This is a genomic window from Pseudomonas sp. SWRI154 (assembly GCF_014268645.1).
Taxonomy (GTDB): domain Bacteria; phylum Pseudomonadota; class Gammaproteobacteria; order Pseudomonadales; family Pseudomonadaceae; genus Aquipseudomonas; species Aquipseudomonas marvdashtae.
In genome coordinates, this window is record NZ_JABWQW010000009.1 from 85,955 (window position 1) to 103,427 (window position 17,473).

Sequence of the window (17,473 nt, forward strand, 5' to 3'; positions counted from 1 at the left end):
CTTATTTCAGGGCTTCCACTTGTTGTGCTCCTGGCGCCACTGGCTCAGCTCGATGACTTCAGCCCTGGGGCGGGTCTGGACCGACTCGATCGGCGGAGGCGGCGTCTCTTCGAACGGCATGGGGTAGGGCGCGAGTTCGATGTGTGCACTGTGCGCCCCGAACTGGGTGATGGTACCCGAATGACGGGTCTCTCCCGTCACCGTGAACTCGAAATTATAGATCCGTGCCAACCGTCGTCGCCCGCCGGCGTCCTTTACGAAGCCGATCTTGCGCAGCGCCACGTTGCCGTCCAGCAACTCGATCTTCAGGTTGGAGCAATGTTGCATGACCCTTGCCAAGGCCCGTTCGCGCAAGCCATGGTTGTGCCACAGCCAAGCGCCACCGGTAGCCAGCAGCATCAGCACGAAAATGTTTCCAAGGGTCAGCATGAACGAGGTGCTCCAACAAGTTGCCGTCAGCTTAACTGTCTCGCCGGTCTGTCGTACAGGCTGTGTTTAGTCGCATACTGCGCGGCTTGAATTTCATTCGTTTTACGGAACCTGCCGCATGAAACGTACGCCTCATCTGCTTGCCATCCAGTCCCATGTGATATTTGGTCACGCCGGCAACAGCGCTGCCGTATTTCCGATGCAGCGGGTTGGCGTAAATGTCTGGCCGCTCAACACCGTGCAGTTTTCCAATCACACCCAGTACGGACAGTGGGCCGGAGAAGTGCTTGCGCCGGCCCAGATACCGCTTCTGGTAGAGGGCATCGCTGCGATTGGCGAGTTGGGCAATTGCGACGCGGTGCTGTCTGGTTATCTGGGTAGCGCCGCCCAGGGACAAGCGATTCTGGCGGGCGTAGCGCGGATCAAGGCATGCAATCCCAAGGCGCTGTACCTGTGTGACCCTGTCATGGGGCATCCGGAGAAAGGCTGCATCGTGGCGCCCGAGGTGAGCGAATTCCTGCTGGAAGAGGCGGCCGCCGTGGCGGACATCATGTGTCCGAACCAGTTGGAGCTGGACAGCTTTTCCGGGCGCAAGGCGCAATCCTTACTCGATTGCCTGGCCATGGCTCGCGCGCTGTTGGCCCGTGGACCGAAGGTAGTGCTGGTCAAGCACTTGGCTTACCTCGGCAAGCCAGACGACAGCTTCGAAATGCTGCTGGTGACAGCTGATGGCAGCTGGCATCTGCGCCGCCCATTGCTGGCGTTTCCCCGTCAACCAGTGGGGGTGGGTGACCTGACCTCGGGATTGTTCCTGGCGCGGCTATTGTTGGGAGACAGCCTGGTAGCGGCTTTCGAATTCACCGCTGCGGCGGTGCACGAAGTGCTGCTGGAAACCCAGGCGTGTGCAAGCTACGAGCTGCAGTTGGTTCGCGCCCAGGATCGAATCGCTCATCCGCGCGTGCGCTTCGAAGCCGTGCCGATCAACCTATGACCGAAAAAATCAATGTGAGAGCAAATTCGCTCCCACATTGATTTTTGACAGCCCTATCAAGGCCCGTCTGCCTTGATTTCCTGGTAACGCCGCTCCAGCTCCTGGCGGATCTGACGCCGTTGCTGGGCTTGTTCGTAACGGCGTTTTTCCTCGCCATTTTGCGGCTGCAAGGGAGGAACGGGCGCGGGCTTGCGCTGGTCATCCACCGCAACCATGGTGAAAAAGCAGCTGTTGGTATGGCGGACCGAGCGTTCACGAATGTTTTCGGTCACGACCTTGATGCCGACTTCCATCGAGGTATTGCCGGTGTAGTTTACCGACGCGAGGAACGTCACCAGCTCGCCAACGTGAATCGGCTCGCGAAAAATGACCTGGTCGACCGACAGCGTCACCACATATCTCCCCGCGTAACGGCTGGCACAGGCGTAGGCGACTTCGTCGAGGTATTTGAGCAACGTGCCGCCATGGACATTGCCAGAAAAGTTGGCCATATCGGGGGTCATCAATACCGTCATCGACAGCTGGGCGTTTCCGGGTTCCATAACATTCTCACGGTTCAAGGCAGCCAATCGGGAGTGCGCCTCTGCGGACGCTGGCGGATCATTCCAAAACCACCGATATCGGGACGTTGCGCCCGCAGTTGCCGTCACGCTTCGGTGGATCTGTTTCGATATATTGCACCGTCTTTCTGCCAGAAGTCGCGGTGTTACCCTTCAAAAGCCCCTCGCAAGGGCATTTCCTACAAAGGAAACGGACTTATCCACCAACGATGAGTCATTTTGAACAGGGAGCCGCGTATATGCATGCCATCAGTTTTATCCAGGATCTGGCGATCATCATGATGGCTGCGGGGCTGGTGACCGTACTCTTTCATCGTTTCAAACAACCGGTGGTGCTGGGCTACATCGTCGCAGGCTTCATCATCGGCCCGCACACACCGCCGTTCGGGTTCATCCATGACGAAGACACCATAAAGACCCTGGCCGAGCTTGGGGTGATCTTCCTGATGTTTTGCCTGGGCCTGGAGTTCAGCCTGCGCAAGCTGTTCAAAGTGGGGGCCACGGCATTCATCGCTGCGTTCCTCGAGATCGTGCTGATGATCTGGATCGGCTACGAGATAGGTCGCTGGTTCGATTGGAGCACCATGGATTCGCTGTTTCTCGGCGCTATTCTCGCAATCTCCTCGACGACGATCATCGTCAAGGCGCTCAATGACTTGAAGATGAAAAACGAGCGCTTCGCGCAGCTCATATTCGGCGTCCTGATTGTCGAGGATATCCTTGGCATCGGCATCATCGCCTTGCTGTCGAGCATCGCCGTCAGCGGCACGGTCAGCTCCGGCGAAGTTTTTTCGACGGTGGGCAAGTTGTCGCTGTTCATGATCGTCGCCCTGGTGATCGGCATTTTGCTGGTGCCGAGGCTCTTGGCCTATGTGGCAAAATTCGACAGCAACGAGATGCTGCTCATCACCGTGTTGGGCTTGTGCTTCGGCTTCTGCCTGCTGGTGGTAAAGCTCGAGTACAGCATGGTACTGGGAGCGTTTCTGATCGGTGCAATCATGGCCGAATCCCGGCAGCTGCTGAAAATCGAGCGACTGGTCGAGCCGGTGCGTGACTTGTTCAGCGCCATTTTTTTCGTCGCCATCGGCTTGATGCTCGATCCTGCGATTCTGCTGCAATATGCCTGGCCTATCGCGGTAATCACCGTAGCGGTGGTGTTGGGCAAGATGTTGTCCTGCGGCCTTGGTGCCTTTATCGCCGGTAACGATGGACGTACCTCACTGCGCGTTGGGATGGGGCTTTCGCAGATTGGCGAGTTTTCTTTCATCATCGCTTCGCTGGGGATGACATTGCAGGTCACCAGTGACTTCCTCTACCCGGTAGCCGTCGCCGTCTCGGTGCTGACTACGCTGTCCACCCCTTACCTGATCCGTGCTGCGGACCCCTTATCTGTGAAACTGGCGACGATGATGCCGCAACGGCTGGCACGGGTGTTAGGGATGTATGGCGAATGGTTGCGCAGCATCCAGCCTCAAGGCGAGGGCGCGTTGGTGGCGGCTATGATCCGGCGGATTTTGTTGCAGGTGGGCGTCAATCTGGCGTTGGTGATCGCGATTTTCGTTTCTGGCGGTTATTTCGCCGAGTGGATGTCGACGTATCTGCAAGCCTGGATCAGCGATCCAAGCTGGCAGAAAGCATTGATCTGGGGCGGGGCATTACTGTTGTCACTGCCGTTCCTGATTGCTGCGTATCGCAAGCTCAAGGCGTTGTCGATGCTGCTGGCAGAGCTGGGTGTGAAGCCGGAAATGGCCGGCCGTCACACTCACCGCGTCCGTCGGGTGATCGCCGAAGTGATCCCCATTCTTTCGCTACTGGTGATTTTCCTGCTGTTGGCAGCCTTGTCGGCCAGTATTCTACCGACCAACAAGTTGCTGGTATTGATCGCCGTGGTGGCGATTGCCGTGGCGGCGCTGCTCTGGCGCTGGTTTGTGCGCCTTCACACGCGTATGCAGGTGGCGTTGCTGGAAACCTTGGACAATCACAAGGAATCCTCCGGGCATTGACCGACGGCCGGCATTTGGCGGATCAGCTTTCCAGCCAGACGTCCCGCGCCCAGTGCCAGACTGATTCCCAGGTTTCCTCGGCGATCAGTTCTTCTTCGGCCTGCCACAGCACCACGGTGCCGTCCTCTTCGACGCAATAGTAATCGTCGCCGTCCTGGCAGATCGGAATCAGGCTGCGGTCCACGCCAGCGTCCCAGGCATTTGCCGCTACATCCGGCAAATAGGTGTGGGATTGCGGGTCGGTAACGGTTACCGGTTCCAGGCTGCCGTATACAACGTCGCTGACCGTCAGCAAGAACTCCCTGAACACGAACGGTATATCGATGAACAGCTGCTCTTCGATCTCTACCAGCAAATCTTCGTCGGGCAGCTCCAGCGGGACCGGTACGGGCTCGTTGGCTTCACGCAATTGTTCGATGATTTCTTCCACGTCCGGGGATCCTCTTTCTCGATGGCGCGGTTTTACATGGAGCGGTTTATACAGTAGCTCGCTATAGATGCAACCGCGAAATAGAAAACCCCGGCCTGAGCCGGGGTTCTTTTATTTCAACATGCAAAACGGGCAAAGGTTCAACCGTTCTGGCGAATGCCGGCCACCATCCAAGGCTGGTCATCGCCCTGGGCGCGTTCCATGTTCCAGCTTTCGCTGAACGCTTCGCCTTTGTCGAAGCGAGAATCCTTCGACACACCGCTGAAGGTCAGGGTGGCGATGGTCTTGTCGGCGCGATCGTCGACGCCGTCCAGTTGCACTTGCAGATTATCGATATAGGTGGACTGGAAGCCATCACCCAGCTCGGCACGTTCGCGCTTAAGGAACTCCAGCAGTTGCGGGGTCACGAACTCGGCAATTTTGTCCATTTCGTTCGCATCCCAATGTTGCTGCAGGGACATGAAATGGCTACGTGCTGCTTCGATGAAACGTTGTTCATTGAACCAGGCCGGCGCATTGATGACCGGACGAGCGGCCACAGGCGCTGCCGAACCACCGAAAATCGAACCGCTGGCTGGCGGCTGGTTGAACACCTCACGCTGCATTGGCGCGTGACCGGCTGGAGCCAGTTGCTCTTGCTGCTTGCGACGACGAGCGGCAATGAAGCGGAAGACCAGGAAGGCGATGACCGCCATGATCAGGATGTCGAAGATCTGCATGCCTTGGAAGCCGTCGCCCATGAACATGGAGGCGAGCAGGCCACCGGCGGCGATACCGGCCAGGGGGCCGAGCCAGCGCGATGCGCCGCTGGCCTTGGTGGCAGCGCCTGCGGCACCGGCCGCGCCTGCGGTGGCGGCAGTGGACCCGGCCGCAGAGGACGGCGCCATCTGGCTGGTCTGGTGAGTCGGGGCCGCGCCCGAACTTTTACCACCGCCAAAACGCTTGGCGGCATTGGCGTCGATTGCCATCGTCAGGCCGATGCACAGCGCCATGGCGATGCTAAGAAAACGTTTCATATAAAGGCATTCCCATTTGTGAGTAGCACGCGGCCCATGTTGCACAGGTGAGCTGTTGCTGGCTAGCGGCAGAGTGTTTCGGGCTTTTGCATGACAGCCGAGGTTCAGGTTCGGCTGCGCAAGAAGGCTTGTTCGCTTTGGGCTGTAGGAAAGGTAAACAAGTTCTATCGGAAAGCTCAGTGGATCACCTATGGGGGCGGGCCTTCGCTCCCATAGGGTCCTGCGAATCTTAGATTGCTTCCAGCTTGGCATACCCCAGCATCAGCCATTTGCTGCCTTCGCTGAAGTTGACCTGGACCCGAGCCTGGGCTCCAGCGCCTTCGAAATTGAGGATCACGCCGTCGCCAAATACCGAATGGCGCACAGCCTGGCCGAGGCTGAAGCCGGTTTCCGGTATATCGCTGCCGCCAAACAGGCTGCTGGTGCCTTGCTGCTGGCTGCCGCCGAACGGACGGCTGACGCTGTTGGAAAGTCGCACTTCCTGGATGAGACCCTTCGGCACTTCGCGTACGAAACGAGACACCTTGTTGTAGGTCTCGCTGCCATACAAGCGACGGGTTTCGGCATAGGTCAGCACCAGGTTCTGCATGGCCCGGGTGATGCCGACGTAGGCCAGACGCCGTTCTTCTTCCAGGCGGCCCGGCTCTTCCAGGCTCATCTTATGAGGAAACAGGCCTTCCTCCATGCCCACCAGGAATACGTACGGGAACTCCAAGCCCTTGGCGCTGTGGAGGGTCATCAATTGGATGCTGTCCTCGTGCTCATCGGCCTGGGTGTCGCCGGCCTCCAGGGACGCATGCCCCAGGAATGCCGACAAGGGGGACAGGTCCCCATCTTCGTCCGTGGTTTCGAAGTTGCGCGCAGCGCTGACCAGTTCCTCAAGGTTTTCCACCCGGGCCTGGCCTTTCTCGCCCTTTTCCGCTTCGTGGTAGGCAATCAGGCCAGACTGCTCGATGACGGTCTGGGTCATCAAGTGCAGGGGCATTTCGGCGCATTTGGCAGCCAGGTCCTCTATCAGATCGATAAACGCCTTCAGCGCCCCGGCTGCGCGGCCGGTTACGCCTTTGTTGTCGACCAACTGGCGCATGGCTTCCCACATCGACACATGGCCGTGGCGGGCATGGTCGCGAATCGCTTCGACGGTTTTCTCGCCAATGCCCCGCGTCGGCACGTTGATCACCCGCTCCAGGGCGGCATCGTTGCCGCGCCCTTCGATCAGGCGCAGGTAGGCCATGGCGTTTTTGATCTCCGCGCGCTCGAAGAAGCGTTGGCCGCCGTAGATCCGGTATGGGATCCGTTCGCGCAACAAGGCTTCTTCCAGGACCCGCGACTGCGCGTTGGAGCGATACAGGATGGCGATATCGCTGCGGGCCAGGCCGGTTTTCAACGCGCTTTCGATGGTTTCCACTACATAGCGGGCTTCATCGTGTTCATTGAATGCGGCGTAGAGATTGATCGCCTCACCTTCGCTGCCGTCAGTCCACAGCTCTTTGCCCAGGCGGCCGGTGTTGTTGGCGATGAGAGCGTTGGCGGCCTTGAGGATACCGGCGGTGGAGCGGTAGTTCTGTTCCAGGCGGATGACTTCGGCGTCCGGAAAGTCCGCCGAATACTGATGAATATTTTCGATTTTGGCACCGCGCCAGCCGTAGATCGACTGGTCGTCGTCGCCTACGACCATCAGGCTGTCGCCGCCCTTGGCAAGCAGGCGCAGCCACGCGTACTGAACGGCGTTGGTGTCCTGGAATTCGTCTACCAGGACATGCCGGAAGCGTTTCTGATAGTGCGCCAGCAAGCCCGGATGGTCGCGCCACAGGTCCAGCGCCCGCAGCAGCAGCTCCGAAAAGTCGATGACCCCGGCACGCTGGCATGCTGCTTCGTAGGCTTCGTAGATGCTGCGCATGGTCGCCAGGAACAAGTCGCCACTGGCCTGGATGTGTTGCGGGCGCAGGCCTTCGTCTTTCTGGCCGTTGATGAACCACTGGGCCTGACGGACGGGCCAGCGTTGTTCGTCCAGGCCCAGTTCGCGGATGACGCGCTTGACCAACCGCTGCTGATCGTCGCTGTCGAGGATCTGGAAGGTCTGGCTCAGGCCGGCCTCCTGCCAATGGGCACGCAACAGGCGGTGCGCCAGGCCGTGGAACGTACCGACCCACATGCCAGCCGGATTGAGGCCCATCAACTGTTCGATGCGATGACGCATCTCGGCAGCGGCCTTGTTGGTAAAAGTCACTGACAGAATCGAATGGGGCGAGGCGTTCTCGACCTGGATCAACCAGGCGATACGGTGCACCAGCACTCGGGTCTTGCCGGAGCCGGCACCGGCCAGGACCAATTGACGACCCACGGAGGCAGCAACTGCCTGGCGTTGGGCGTCGTTTAGGGAATTCAACAGAAGGGAGAGATCATCGCGCATCGAAGCATTCTAGGGTGCGGCGTCACCCCGGGCAAACCGAGCTTCGCATCAGCCGATAAAAAGACCGTTTGGTGATGACCGGCTGGTCAGCGTCTACAAGCCTCTGCAGGTCGGGCTTGACGCGACTGGCACTCAATGAAATGGCAGTTTTTTCGGCATTTTTATGAGCGAGAGCAGTGTGGGATGCCCTTTGGCTTGTGTATGCTCGGGGCTCGTTTCGGATGCACCATGCATCCTTGAATAAGAACAAGAACATCACCTATGACCTTCAATTCCGATCTGGCGGGCCCTTGTGTGGAGCCGCGGATCATCTGCAAGCAATACGCCACGGAAATGGCGGTTGAACGCACAAGGTTGTTGTACCAGGGCTCGCTGCTGCCCACCCTCTTCATGCTCATCAACGGGCTGGTCTGCGCCGCGCTGTTGTGGGAGCCGTCGCGTTATTTCCTGGTGAGTGTGTGGCTGGTCTGGCTGCTGTCACTGGTGGCGCTGCGGGTGATTCAGGTGGCCGCTTTCGATTCAGCGATGCCCAGCCGCCAGGCGCACCCGGTCTGGTTGCGTATGTTTTTGTTGGGCTCGGCCATGACCGGTCTGACGTTGGCGGCTGCCGGCATCGCCCTGGTGCCGGCCGACAGCTTTCAGCAGCAGGCATGGGTGTTTGGGCTGATCGGCGCAGCCACCCTCTCGGCCAGCGTCGCTTATGCCGTGAGCCTTCCGGCATTCCTATCCTTTACGCTGCCCTGTCTGCTTCCGGCCATCGGTTATCTTTTCTGGGGTGGTGATGAGCATCAGCGCGGATGGGGTTGGCTCGGGCTGATTGTGCTGGTGTCGCTCAGCGTGGTGGCTTGGCAGGTCAACCGAGTGATACGAAATGGAATGTTGCGACGGTTCCAGAATCAGGCACTGATCGAGCATCTGCAGCAGACGCAAGCCCGTAGTTCGCAGCTTAACGAGGCGTTGGGCAGGGAAGTCGAACAACGCCGCTCTGCCGAGGCCCTGCTGCGTACGGCGCAGGTTGGGCTGGAGGCGCGGGTCGAGCAGCGCAGCCTTGAGCTGGAGGCGGCCAGCCAAGCCCTGAGTAAAAGTGAAGCGCGTCTGGCGCTGGCCCTAAAGGCAAGCGAGCTGGGGTTGTGGGACTGGAACCTGCAGACCGATGAAGTCCATCACACTCAGCTCAAGGAGCTGTTTGGCCTGGAGCCCGAATACATCACTGCCATGCTCAGTCATCTCACTCCGCGCCTGCATCCTCAGGATCTCCCGGCGCTCAAGCGCGCCCTGATCGAGCATCTCAAAGGGCGCAGCGAGGATTATCAGATCGAATACCGAGTGCGCCATGGGGACGGTCATTGGGTCTGGATCGAAGATCGCGGCCGGGCGGTGGAGCGCAGCGCGAGTGGTCGGGTGCTGCGCATGGTCGGCACCCGGCGAAACATCAGCGCCAGCAAAGAGCTTGAACAACAGCGGCAACTGGCGGCCACGGTGTTCGAAGCCGCCAGCGAAGGCATTGTGATTTTCGACCCCAACTACGCGTTGCTTGCGGCCAATCAAGCGTTCACACGGGTGACGGGCTTCAATATCGCCGACATGCTGGGTTGCAATGTGGTTGATTTGCCGTGCAGTCGCGACGCGCGCCGGCACTATCCGATCATCCGCCAGGCCTTGAAGCAGCACGGTACTTGGCAAGGCGAATTGGTGGAGGCGCGCGCCAACGGCGAACTCTACCCGCAGTGGCTGCAGTTGAATGTTGTGCGAGACCTTCGGGGAAACATCAGTCATATAGTGGGCTTCTTCGCTGATCTTTCGGCTCGACGCGAGTCTGAAGAGCGGATGCGTTACCTCACCCATTACGATGAGCTGACCGGGTTGGCGAACCGCTCGCTGTTCCGCGAGCGCCTGAATGAAGCCCACCAGCGAGTGCGCCAGGGCGGGCGGCGGAGCCTGGCGTTGCTGCACATCAACCTGGACCGCTTCAAGCTGCTCAACGACAGCCTTGGTCATGACATCGCCGACCAATTACTGCAGAAAATGGCCCGGCGCTTGATCAATGCATTGCCCGAAGCCGACACCATCGCCCGGTTGTCCGGCGACGAGTTCGCGGTACTGTTCGACGCCTATGGCAACCTTTCGAGTCTCGCCCGGGTGGCGACCCGGCTGGCGGCCAAGCTGCGGGTGCCGCTGACCGTCGAAGGCCACGAGCTGGTGATCAGCGCATCCATCGGCATCAGCCTGTTGCCTGACAATGCGCGGGAAGTTTCCACACTGGTCAGCCAGGCAAACATAGCCATGCAACATGCCAAGCATCTGGGAGGTAATAACTTTCAGTTTTACACCGACAGTTTGCAGGCCAGCACGCTGGAGCGGCTGCAACTGGAAAACCAGTTGCGCAAGGCTCTCGAAGAAAAACAGCTGAAGGTCTTCTATCAGCCCAAGCTGTGCCTGGCGACCGGTCGCCTGAACGGCGCCGAGGCGTTGGTGCGCTGGGACCATCCAACCATGGGTCAAGTCCCACCGGGGGATTTCATTGGCTTGGCTGAAGAGACCGGGCTAATCGGTTCGATTGGAGAGTTCGTGTTGCGCCAGGCCTGTTGGCAGGCATGCGAATGGCAGCGCCAAGGGCTTGCGCCGATCAGGATGTCGGTCAACCTGTCGGTGCACCAATTGCGCCAGGGAAAGCTTGTCAGCCTGGTGCGGCAAGTGCTGGAAGAAACCGGCCTGGAGCCCCAGCACCTGGAGCTGGAGTTGACCGAGAGCCAGTTGCTCGACAGCGTCGAACACATCATTGCCACGTTCCAGCAGCTGCGCGACCTTGGGGTCAAGCTGGCGATCGACGATTTTGGTACTGGCTACTCATCCCTGAGCTACCTCAAGCGCATTCCGGTGGATTACGTGAAGATCGACCAAGCCTTCATTCGTGGGCTAGGGGAGGGTGGAGAAGACGCGGCGATTACACGAGCGATTATTGCAATGGCCCATGGGTTGTCGCTCAAGGTAGTCGCCGAAGGCGTTGAGCGGCAGGAGCAGCTCGACTTCCTCAGGAGCGAGCGTTGCGATGAGGTGCAGGGGTATCTGATCAGTCGGCCGGTGGAAGCCGAGGAGCTGGCTGGGTTGTTGCGGATGGAACACTTGGCTGGATAAACCTGATCGCCGATTGAAACTTCCCGTCTGACGCCGAATGCGTCAGGCGGGAAGTTGTTTGTGGCCGAATGCTTAGTCGGTAACTAGAACTTCATCAATGTGGTGTAGTAACTTCCCTTCAAAAAAGATACTTACGCCGGTGACGTTGGATGCACCCAGCTCTTTGTATTCGACAACCTTGTCTGTGAGCACTTGTAGCGAAACTCCGTCGGAGTTTTGAAGTATCAACTCCAACCGTAGATCAAAAGATTTGTCCTGTTTGTCGCTCCGGACCAGCGTCGGGATAACGCCGGAATTTACTACGGTTACGGTGCCGAAGGTGCGGAAAGATGCAGCGCCTGGCATACGATCGATTTGTGCTGTCCAATCTTTAGTTGAAATTTTCAAAGTAGTAACTCCTTTAATTAAAGTTGATTGCTTCCTGCGGGACCCAATATAACGGCTTTAACTTGATAGTGTTAGTTAAGTGGCGGTTGGTATTGTAAGGAGAAATGAGCTTTCGAAGGTCTACGTGGTTTTGGCTTGTGATTTACTGCCTATGGTTGTAGAGGTATGTTGTTGAGGGCTGTTATTGAGTGTTTGGCTCATTAGAAATAGACGCTATTGCTCACGTTGGAAGCTCTGGCCGGGTCGGGAAGTCAGGCGATCGACAGCGCAGAGGGTTTGCGCTACGGCCCAGGCTGCTACATCGGGCGATCCTCGGCCAAAACAAAGGGGCCGCGAGACAATCCAGTTACGTATTGGACAGGCAAAAGGCCAATTCTTGTAGTATAACTACAAGCTTGCTACATCCCGGCGCCCGCCCATAACAAGAGTCCAGCCCCTTGAACCTGTTGCAACACATCGCCCAATCACGCCACCTGCTGCGCAAGTCGGAGCTGAAAGTCGCTGATCACGTACTGCTTGATCCGGCGGCCGTGATGCACAGTTCCATGGCTGATCTTGCCCACAGCGTCGGTATCAGCGAGCCGACCATCGTGCGTTTTTGCCGGGCCATTGGTTGTTCGGGTTTCCAGGATCTGAAGCTCAAGTTGGCGCAGAGCCTGGCGGCTGGTGCGAGCTTCGGCCAGTTTGCCATCCATGAAGACGACTCAGTCGCCGACTACAGCCTGAAGATATTCGACACGACCCTGCACACGCTGATGGAGGTTCGCGAGAAGCTCGACCCGGTGGCGTTGCAAAAAGCCGTGACGGCCATGTCCCAGGCCCAGCGTGTCGAGTTCTACGGTTTTGGCGCTTCCGGTGCGGTGGCCGCCGATGCACAGCACAAATTCTTCCGTTTGTTGCTCACCGCAGCGGCGTATTCCGACCCGCACATGCAGGCGATGTCAGCGGTCACGTTGAAACCCACCGATGTGGCGATCTGTATTTCCCAATCGGGGCGTTCCAAGGATCTGTTGATTACCGCGAACCTGGTTCGCGAAAGCGGCGCCTCGCTGATCACCCTGTGCCCGAGCCAGACTCCATTGGCTGAACTGTCGACGGTGAATCTGGCGATCGATGTGCATGAAGACACCGAAATCTATACGCCATTGACCTCGCGCATCGCCCATCTGGTGGTTATCGATGTATTGGCAATGGGCGTGGCCATGGCGCGTGGGCCGAGCCTGGTCAATCATCTGAAGAGTGTGAAGCGAAGCCTTCGCAGCTTGCGATTGTCGCCCAAGTCGGTGAAGGCGCTGGACGACTGAGCGCAGATCCTGGAGCCTCGGGGTTCACCTGCCCAAATTCATCGTTCTGTAACCCTCGCGCCGCCAAATCGTCATCCCGCGCCGTCATCTTGAAGCTCCCGTATACGTCTTGGGAGTCTCGACATGACCCAGTCCTACGAAGAACGCAGCGCCTCCAAAACCCGTCGCCAACAGGAAGACCAGCGCCGCATGGCGTTCCGTCGTGCAATCGAAGACCGCTATGAACAGCGTCAGCTTCTGGCAGAGATCAGCGAATTTCCCGACGCGGTTGAGTTCAATTACTGGCAGGCGACACCGGCGGCTTCCCGTCGAAACGCTCAACCAGGCCGATGATCTGGGCGCGCTCGCTGCGAACGAATGCCAGGAAGGCATGCGCGACCGGTGACAAGCGCTTCGCCCTGGCCTGCACCAGGCACCAGCTGCGGTACAGCGGCAATTCCTCCACCGGCAACTCGATGAGCGCGCCGGACGACAGTTCCCGGCTTACGGCGTGGCGTGTCAACAGCGCCACGCCCAGCCCGGCTACCACGCATTCGCGCTGGGCCTCTGCCGACGCCACTTCCAGCGTCTGGGTGAAATGCACCCGTTTCTCCTTGAAGTATTCCTCGCAGGCCAGCCGCGTGCCGGACCCTGGTTCGCGCAACAGCAGGGTGTAGGGCTCCAAATCCTGCAATCGCAATGAGCCCATGTGGCACAGCGGATGGTCGGGCGGCGCCACGGCGACGATTGGATTGTTGAGAAACGGCAGGAATTCCAGCCCCATGTCCTGAGGCACCATGGACATGATCACCAAGTCGTCACGGTTGTCCGAGAGCCGCCGGATGACTTGACCGCGATTGACCACCGTGAGGTTCAGGTTCACCTCGGGATGCTGGCGCTTGAACGCAGCGAACAGGTGCGGGACGAAATACTTGGCGCTGGATTCCACCGCAAGCTTCAATTGGCCCTGCAGCGAACCCTGCATGTCCGAGAGCTGCATATCGAGGTTTTCCAGGCGTCCGAAAATGTCACGACTGGCACGTTGCAGGGCTTCGGCGGCCTCGGTCATGTAGAGTTTTTTGCCGACATATTCGAAGAGCGGCTGGCCAATTAGCTCTTCCAACGACCGAATCTGTAGGCTAACGGCCGGTTGTGTGAGAGACATTTCATCAGCTGCACGGCTGTAAGATCTCAGGTCGCACACCTCATTGAAAATTTGCAATTGACGCAATGTCATACGCATCAATGACTTACGCATTTTCTAAGGTCTCTCGCTTGGATGGGTGCGATCAACTATAAGTCTTTGCTTATGCACGACCCAATAAATATTCATTTTTGTTAATCAACGCCCCGGACTAGTGTGGAGCTGCGACCAATTGTTACATCTGGTCACGCATCGGCCTGAACCTCAGGCCGTGGGTATCACCGGCTCAAGGGAATCTCCAATTGATAACAAAAATCCTGATCGCCAATCGTGGTGAGATTGCCGTCCGCATCGTCCGCGCCTGCGCAGAGATGGGCATTCGCTCGGTCGCGGTCTATTCCGACGCTGACCGCCATGCGTTGCATGTCAAGCGCGCGGACGAGGCCCACAGCATCGGCGCCGATCCGCTGGCCGGTTATCTCAACCCGCGCAAATTGGTGAACCTCGCCGTCGAAACCGGCTGTGATGCGTTGCACCCTGGTTACGGTTTCCTTTCGGAAAACGCCGAGCTGGCAGACATCTGCGCTGAACGCGGGATCAAATTCATTGGCCCATCGGCGGAAGTCATTCGCCGCATGGGCGACAAGACCGAAGCGCGCCGCAGCATGATCAAGGCCGGTGTGCCGGTCACGCCGGGGACCGAAGGCAACGTAGCGGGCATCGAAGAGGCGCTGACCGAAGGTGATCGGATTGGTTACCCGGTGATGCTCAAGGCCACGTCCGGCGGCGGTGGCCGTGGCATCCGTCGCTGCAACAGCCGCGAAGAACTCGAACAGGCATTCCCACGCGTTATCTCCGAAGCCACCAAGGCGTTCGGTTCGGCGGAAGTGTTCCTGGAAAAATGCATCGTCAACCCCAAGCACATCGAGGCGCAGATTCTTGGTGATAGTTTCGGAAATGTCGTGCATCTGTTCGAACGTGACTGCTCGATCCAGCGCCGCAACCAGAAGCTGATCGAAATCGCCCCGAGCCCACAGCTGACGCCCGAGCAGCGCGCCTATATCGGCGACTTGTCGGTGCGCGCCGCCAAAGCCGTGGGCTATGAGAATGCCGGCACCGTGGAGTTTTTGCTCGCCGAAGGCGAGGTGTACTTCATGGAGATGAACACCCGAGTGCAGGTGGAACACACCATCACCGAAGAAATCACCGGTATCGACATTGTCCGCGAACAGATCCGCATCGCCTCCGGGCTGCCGCTGTCGGTCAAGCAAGAAGACATCCAGCACCGTGGCTTCGCGTTGCAGTTCCGCATCAACGCCGAAGACCCGAAAAACAATTTCCTGCCCAGCTTCGGCAAGATCACCCGTTATTACGCTCCGGGCGGCCCGGGCGTGCGTACCGACACAGCGATCTACACCGGCTACACCATTCCGCCGTTCTACGATTCGATGTGCCTGAAGCTGGTGGTCTGGGCGTTGACCTGGGAAGAAGCGATGGACCGTGGCCTGCGAGCCCTGGATGACATGCGCCTGCAGGGGGTCAAGACCACCGCCGCGTATTACCAGGAAATTCTGCGCAATCCGGAATTCCGCAGCGGCCAGTTCAATACCAGCTTCGTTGAAAGCCACCCTGAACTGACCAACTACTCGATCAAGCGCAAACCCGAAGAGCTGGCCCTGGCCATCGCCGCCGCCATTGCGGCACACGCAGGCTTATGAATAAGCAGCTGCAAGCCCCAAGCTGCAAGCGGCAAGTAAAAGCCGATTCGCTCTTACTTGCCGCTTGTAGCTTGCCGCTTGTCGCTATGAGGAGATCGTGAAATGCCCAAGAAAATCTTTGTAACCGACACAATCCTGCGCGACGCTCACCAATCGCTGCTCGCCACCCGCATGCGCACCGAAGATATGCTGCCGATCTGCGACAAGCTCGACAAAGTCGGCTATTGGTCGCTGGAAGTCTGGGGCGGCGCCACATTCGATGCCTGCGTGCGCTTCCTGAAAGAAGACCCGTGGGAGCGCTTGCGCCAACTGCGCGGGGCGCTGCCCAACACTCGCTTGCAAATGCTCCTGCGCGGCCAGAACCTGCTGGGCTACCGTCATTACAGCGATGACGTGGTCAGGGCGTTTGTCGCCAAGGCTGCGGTCAACGGTATCGATGTGTTCCGTATCTTCGACGCGATGAACGACGTGCGTAACCTGCGCGTTGCCATCGAAGCCGTGAAGGCTGCTGGCAAACATGCTCAGGGCACCATCGCCTACACCACCAGCCCGGTGCACACCATTGAGGCTTTCGTGGCCCAGGCCAAACAGATGGAAGCCATGGGTTGCGACTCGGTCGCGATCAAGGACATGGCCGGCCTGCTTACGCCGTACGCCACTGGCGAGCTGGTGAAAGCGCTGAAGGCCGAGCAATCGCTACCGGTGTTCATCCACTCCCACGATACCGCCGGCCTGGCCGCGATGTGCCAACTCAAGGCCGTCGAGAACGGCGCCGACCACATCGACACCGCGATCTCCAGCTTCGCCTGGGGCACCAGTCACCCGGGCACCGAGTCGATGGTCGCTGCTCTCAAAGGCAGCGAGTTCGACACCGGCCTGGACCTGGAGCTGTTGCAGGAAATTGGCCTGTACTTCTACGCCGTGCGCAAGAAATACCACCAGTTCGAAAGCGAGTTCACCGCCGTGGACACCCGCGTCCAGGTCAACCAGGTGCCGGGCGGGATGATCTCCAACCTCGCCAACCAGTTGAAAGAGCAGGGCGCGCTGAACCGGATGAACGAAGTACTGGCGGAAATCCCGCGCGTGCGCGAAGACCTCGGTTTCCCGCCTCTGGTGACCCCGACCTCGCAGATCGTCGGCACCCAGGCGTTCTTCAACGTGTTGGCCGGTGAGCGCTACAAGACCATCACCAACGAAGTGAAGCTCTATTTGCAGGGCGGCTACGGCAAGGCGCCGGGTTCGGTGAGTGAGAAGCTGCGTCGCCAGGCCATTGGTAGCGAAGAAGTGATCGACGTACGTCCGGCCGATTTGCTCAAGCCGGAAATGACCAAGCTGCGTGGCGAAATCGGTGCCCTGGCCAAGTCCGAAGAGGACGTGCTGACCTACGCCATGTTCCCGGACATCGGTCGCAAGTTCCTCGAAGAACGTGAAGCCGGCACCCTGACCCCGGAAGTGCTTTTGCCGATTCCGGAAGCGGGTAGCGTGAGTTCTGCGGGTGGCGAAGGTGTGCCGACCGAGTTCGTCATCGACGTTCACGGTGAAACCTACCGCGTCGACATTACCGGCGTGGGCGTCAAGGCCGAAGGCAAGCGTCACTTCTACCTGTCCATCGATGGCATGCCGGAAGAGGTCGTGTTCGAACCGCTCAACGAATTCGTCGGCGGCGGCAGCAGCAAGCGCAAGCAAGCCACTGCGCCAGGCCATGTCAGTACCACCATGCCGGGCAACATCGTCGATGTCCTGGTCAAGGAGGGCGACGTGGTGAAGGCCGGCCAAGCAGTATTGATCACCGAAGCCATGAAGATGGAAACCGAAGTCCAAGCGGCCATCGCCGGCAAGGTCACCGCCATTCATGTGGCCAAGGGCGACCGGGTCAACCCGGGTGAGATCCTAGTCGAGATCGAAGGCTGACTGAACAGCCTCGATACAACGCTTTAACCTCGGGGGGGCATGTGCTCCCCTTT

The 17,473-nt window shown here is 58.9% G+C and carries 14 protein-coding genes; 7 read left to right on the forward strand and 7 right to left on the reverse strand.

Annotated features, from left to right (window positions below; all coding sequences use genetic code 11):
- Nucleotides 1-6: 6 nt before the first annotated feature.
- Nucleotides 7-429, reverse strand: a complete 423-nt coding sequence (locus HU806_RS10620) for a DUF3301 domain-containing protein (RefSeq protein ID WP_186611333.1) — start codon at nucleotides 427-429, stop codon at nucleotides 7-9.
- Between the two features lie 118 nt (nucleotides 430-547).
- Here HU806_RS10620 and pdxY point away from each other — a divergent pair, with 118 nt between their 5' ends.
- Entirely contained in the window at nucleotides 548-1,420 is an 873-nt protein-coding gene (gene pdxY / locus HU806_RS10625) for a pyridoxal kinase PdxY (protein ID WP_186611334.1), read from the forward strand.
- A gap of 56 nt (nucleotides 1,421-1,476) precedes the next feature.
- Here the strand turns inward: pdxY and HU806_RS10630 are convergent, their stop codons facing one another.
- The gene (locus HU806_RS10630) at nucleotides 1,477-1,962 is read right to left on the reverse strand and encodes an acyl-CoA thioesterase (RefSeq protein WP_186611335.1); all 486 of its coding nucleotides are present in this window, start codon (nucleotides 1,960-1,962) and stop codon (nucleotides 1,477-1,479) included.
- Nucleotides 1,963-2,219: 257 nt separating this feature from the next.
- On the opposite strand from HU806_RS10630, the gene HU806_RS10635 reads away from it, so the two are divergent.
- Nucleotides 2,220-3,983 carry a cation:proton antiporter gene (locus tag HU806_RS10635; RefSeq protein WP_186611336.1) on the forward strand — a complete coding sequence of 588 codons (1,764 nt, stop codon included), beginning with the start codon at nucleotides 2,220-2,222 and terminating at the stop codon, nucleotides 3,981-3,983.
- Between the two features lie 22 nt (nucleotides 3,984-4,005).
- Here HU806_RS10635 and HU806_RS10640 read toward each other — a convergent pair whose 3' ends face one another.
- The 3 genes from HU806_RS10640 to uvrD all read right to left on the reverse strand — a co-directional run bounded on the left by HU806_RS10640 (nucleotide 4,006) and on the right by uvrD (nucleotide 7,842).
- Entirely contained in the window at nucleotides 4,006-4,413 is a 408-nt protein-coding gene (locus HU806_RS10640) for an SMI1/KNR4 family protein (RefSeq protein ID WP_003187120.1), read from the reverse strand.
- A gap of 140 nt (nucleotides 4,414-4,553) precedes the next feature.
- Nucleotides 4,554-5,429 (reverse strand): Tim44 domain-containing protein, encoded by an 876-nt coding sequence (locus tag HU806_RS10645; protein ID WP_186611337.1) that lies wholly within the window; start codon nucleotides 5,427-5,429, stop codon nucleotides 4,554-4,556.
- Nucleotides 5,430-5,658: 229 nt separating this feature from the next.
- Nucleotides 5,659-7,842: a DNA helicase II gene (uvrD, locus tag HU806_RS10650; RefSeq protein ID WP_186611338.1), complete on the reverse strand. Its 2,184-nt coding sequence runs from the start codon at nucleotides 7,840-7,842 to the stop codon at nucleotides 5,659-5,661.
- 261 nt (nucleotides 7,843-8,103) lie between these two features.
- On the opposite strand from uvrD, the gene HU806_RS10655 reads away from it, so the two are divergent.
- On the forward strand, nucleotides 8,104-10,977 hold the full coding sequence (locus HU806_RS10655; protein WP_186611339.1) for a putative bifunctional diguanylate cyclase/phosphodiesterase: 2,874 nt from the start codon (nucleotides 8,104-8,106) through the stop codon (nucleotides 10,975-10,977).
- Between the two features lie 72 nt (nucleotides 10,978-11,049).
- Here the strand turns inward: HU806_RS10655 and HU806_RS10660 are convergent, their stop codons facing one another.
- Nucleotides 11,050-11,364, reverse strand: coding sequence for a hypothetical protein (locus HU806_RS10660; RefSeq protein ID WP_186611340.1), 315 nt, complete (start codon nucleotides 11,362-11,364; stop codon nucleotides 11,050-11,052).
- 437 nt (nucleotides 11,365-11,801) lie between these two features.
- Between HU806_RS10660 and HU806_RS10665 the strand changes: the two genes are divergently transcribed.
- Together HU806_RS10665 and HU806_RS10670 are read left to right on the forward strand one after the other, a co-directional pair.
- Nucleotides 11,802-12,668, forward strand: a complete 867-nt coding sequence (locus HU806_RS10665; RefSeq protein WP_003187110.1) for a transcriptional regulator HexR — start codon at nucleotides 11,802-11,804, stop codon at nucleotides 12,666-12,668.
- Nucleotides 12,669-12,791: 123 nt separating this feature from the next.
- Nucleotides 12,792-13,001, forward strand: a complete 210-nt coding sequence (locus tag HU806_RS10670; RefSeq protein ID WP_186611341.1) for a PA3496 family putative envelope integrity protein — start codon at nucleotides 12,792-12,794, stop codon at nucleotides 12,999-13,001.
- On the opposite strand, the gene HU806_RS10675 is transcribed toward HU806_RS10670, so the two are convergent.
- The gene (locus HU806_RS10675; protein ID WP_186611342.1) at nucleotides 12,943-13,905 is read right to left on the reverse strand and encodes a LysR family transcriptional regulator; all 963 of its coding nucleotides are present in this window, start codon (nucleotides 13,903-13,905) and stop codon (nucleotides 12,943-12,945) included. The two genes, HU806_RS10670 and HU806_RS10675, sit on opposite strands and share 59 nt — an antisense overlap.
- A gap of 188 nt (nucleotides 13,906-14,093) precedes the next feature.
- Here HU806_RS10675 and HU806_RS10680 point away from each other — a divergent pair, with 188 nt between their 5' ends.
- Together HU806_RS10680 and oadA are read left to right on the forward strand one after the other, a co-directional pair.
- Nucleotides 14,094-15,509, forward strand: a complete 1,416-nt coding sequence (locus HU806_RS10680) for an acetyl-CoA carboxylase biotin carboxylase subunit (RefSeq protein ID WP_003187105.1) — start codon at nucleotides 14,094-14,096, stop codon at nucleotides 15,507-15,509.
- A gap of 102 nt (nucleotides 15,510-15,611) precedes the next feature.
- Nucleotides 15,612-17,420, forward strand: a complete 1,809-nt coding sequence (oadA, locus tag HU806_RS10685) for a sodium-extruding oxaloacetate decarboxylase subunit alpha (RefSeq protein WP_186611343.1) — start codon at nucleotides 15,612-15,614, stop codon at nucleotides 17,418-17,420.
- The last annotated feature ends 53 nt before the right edge of the window (nucleotides 17,421-17,473 follow it).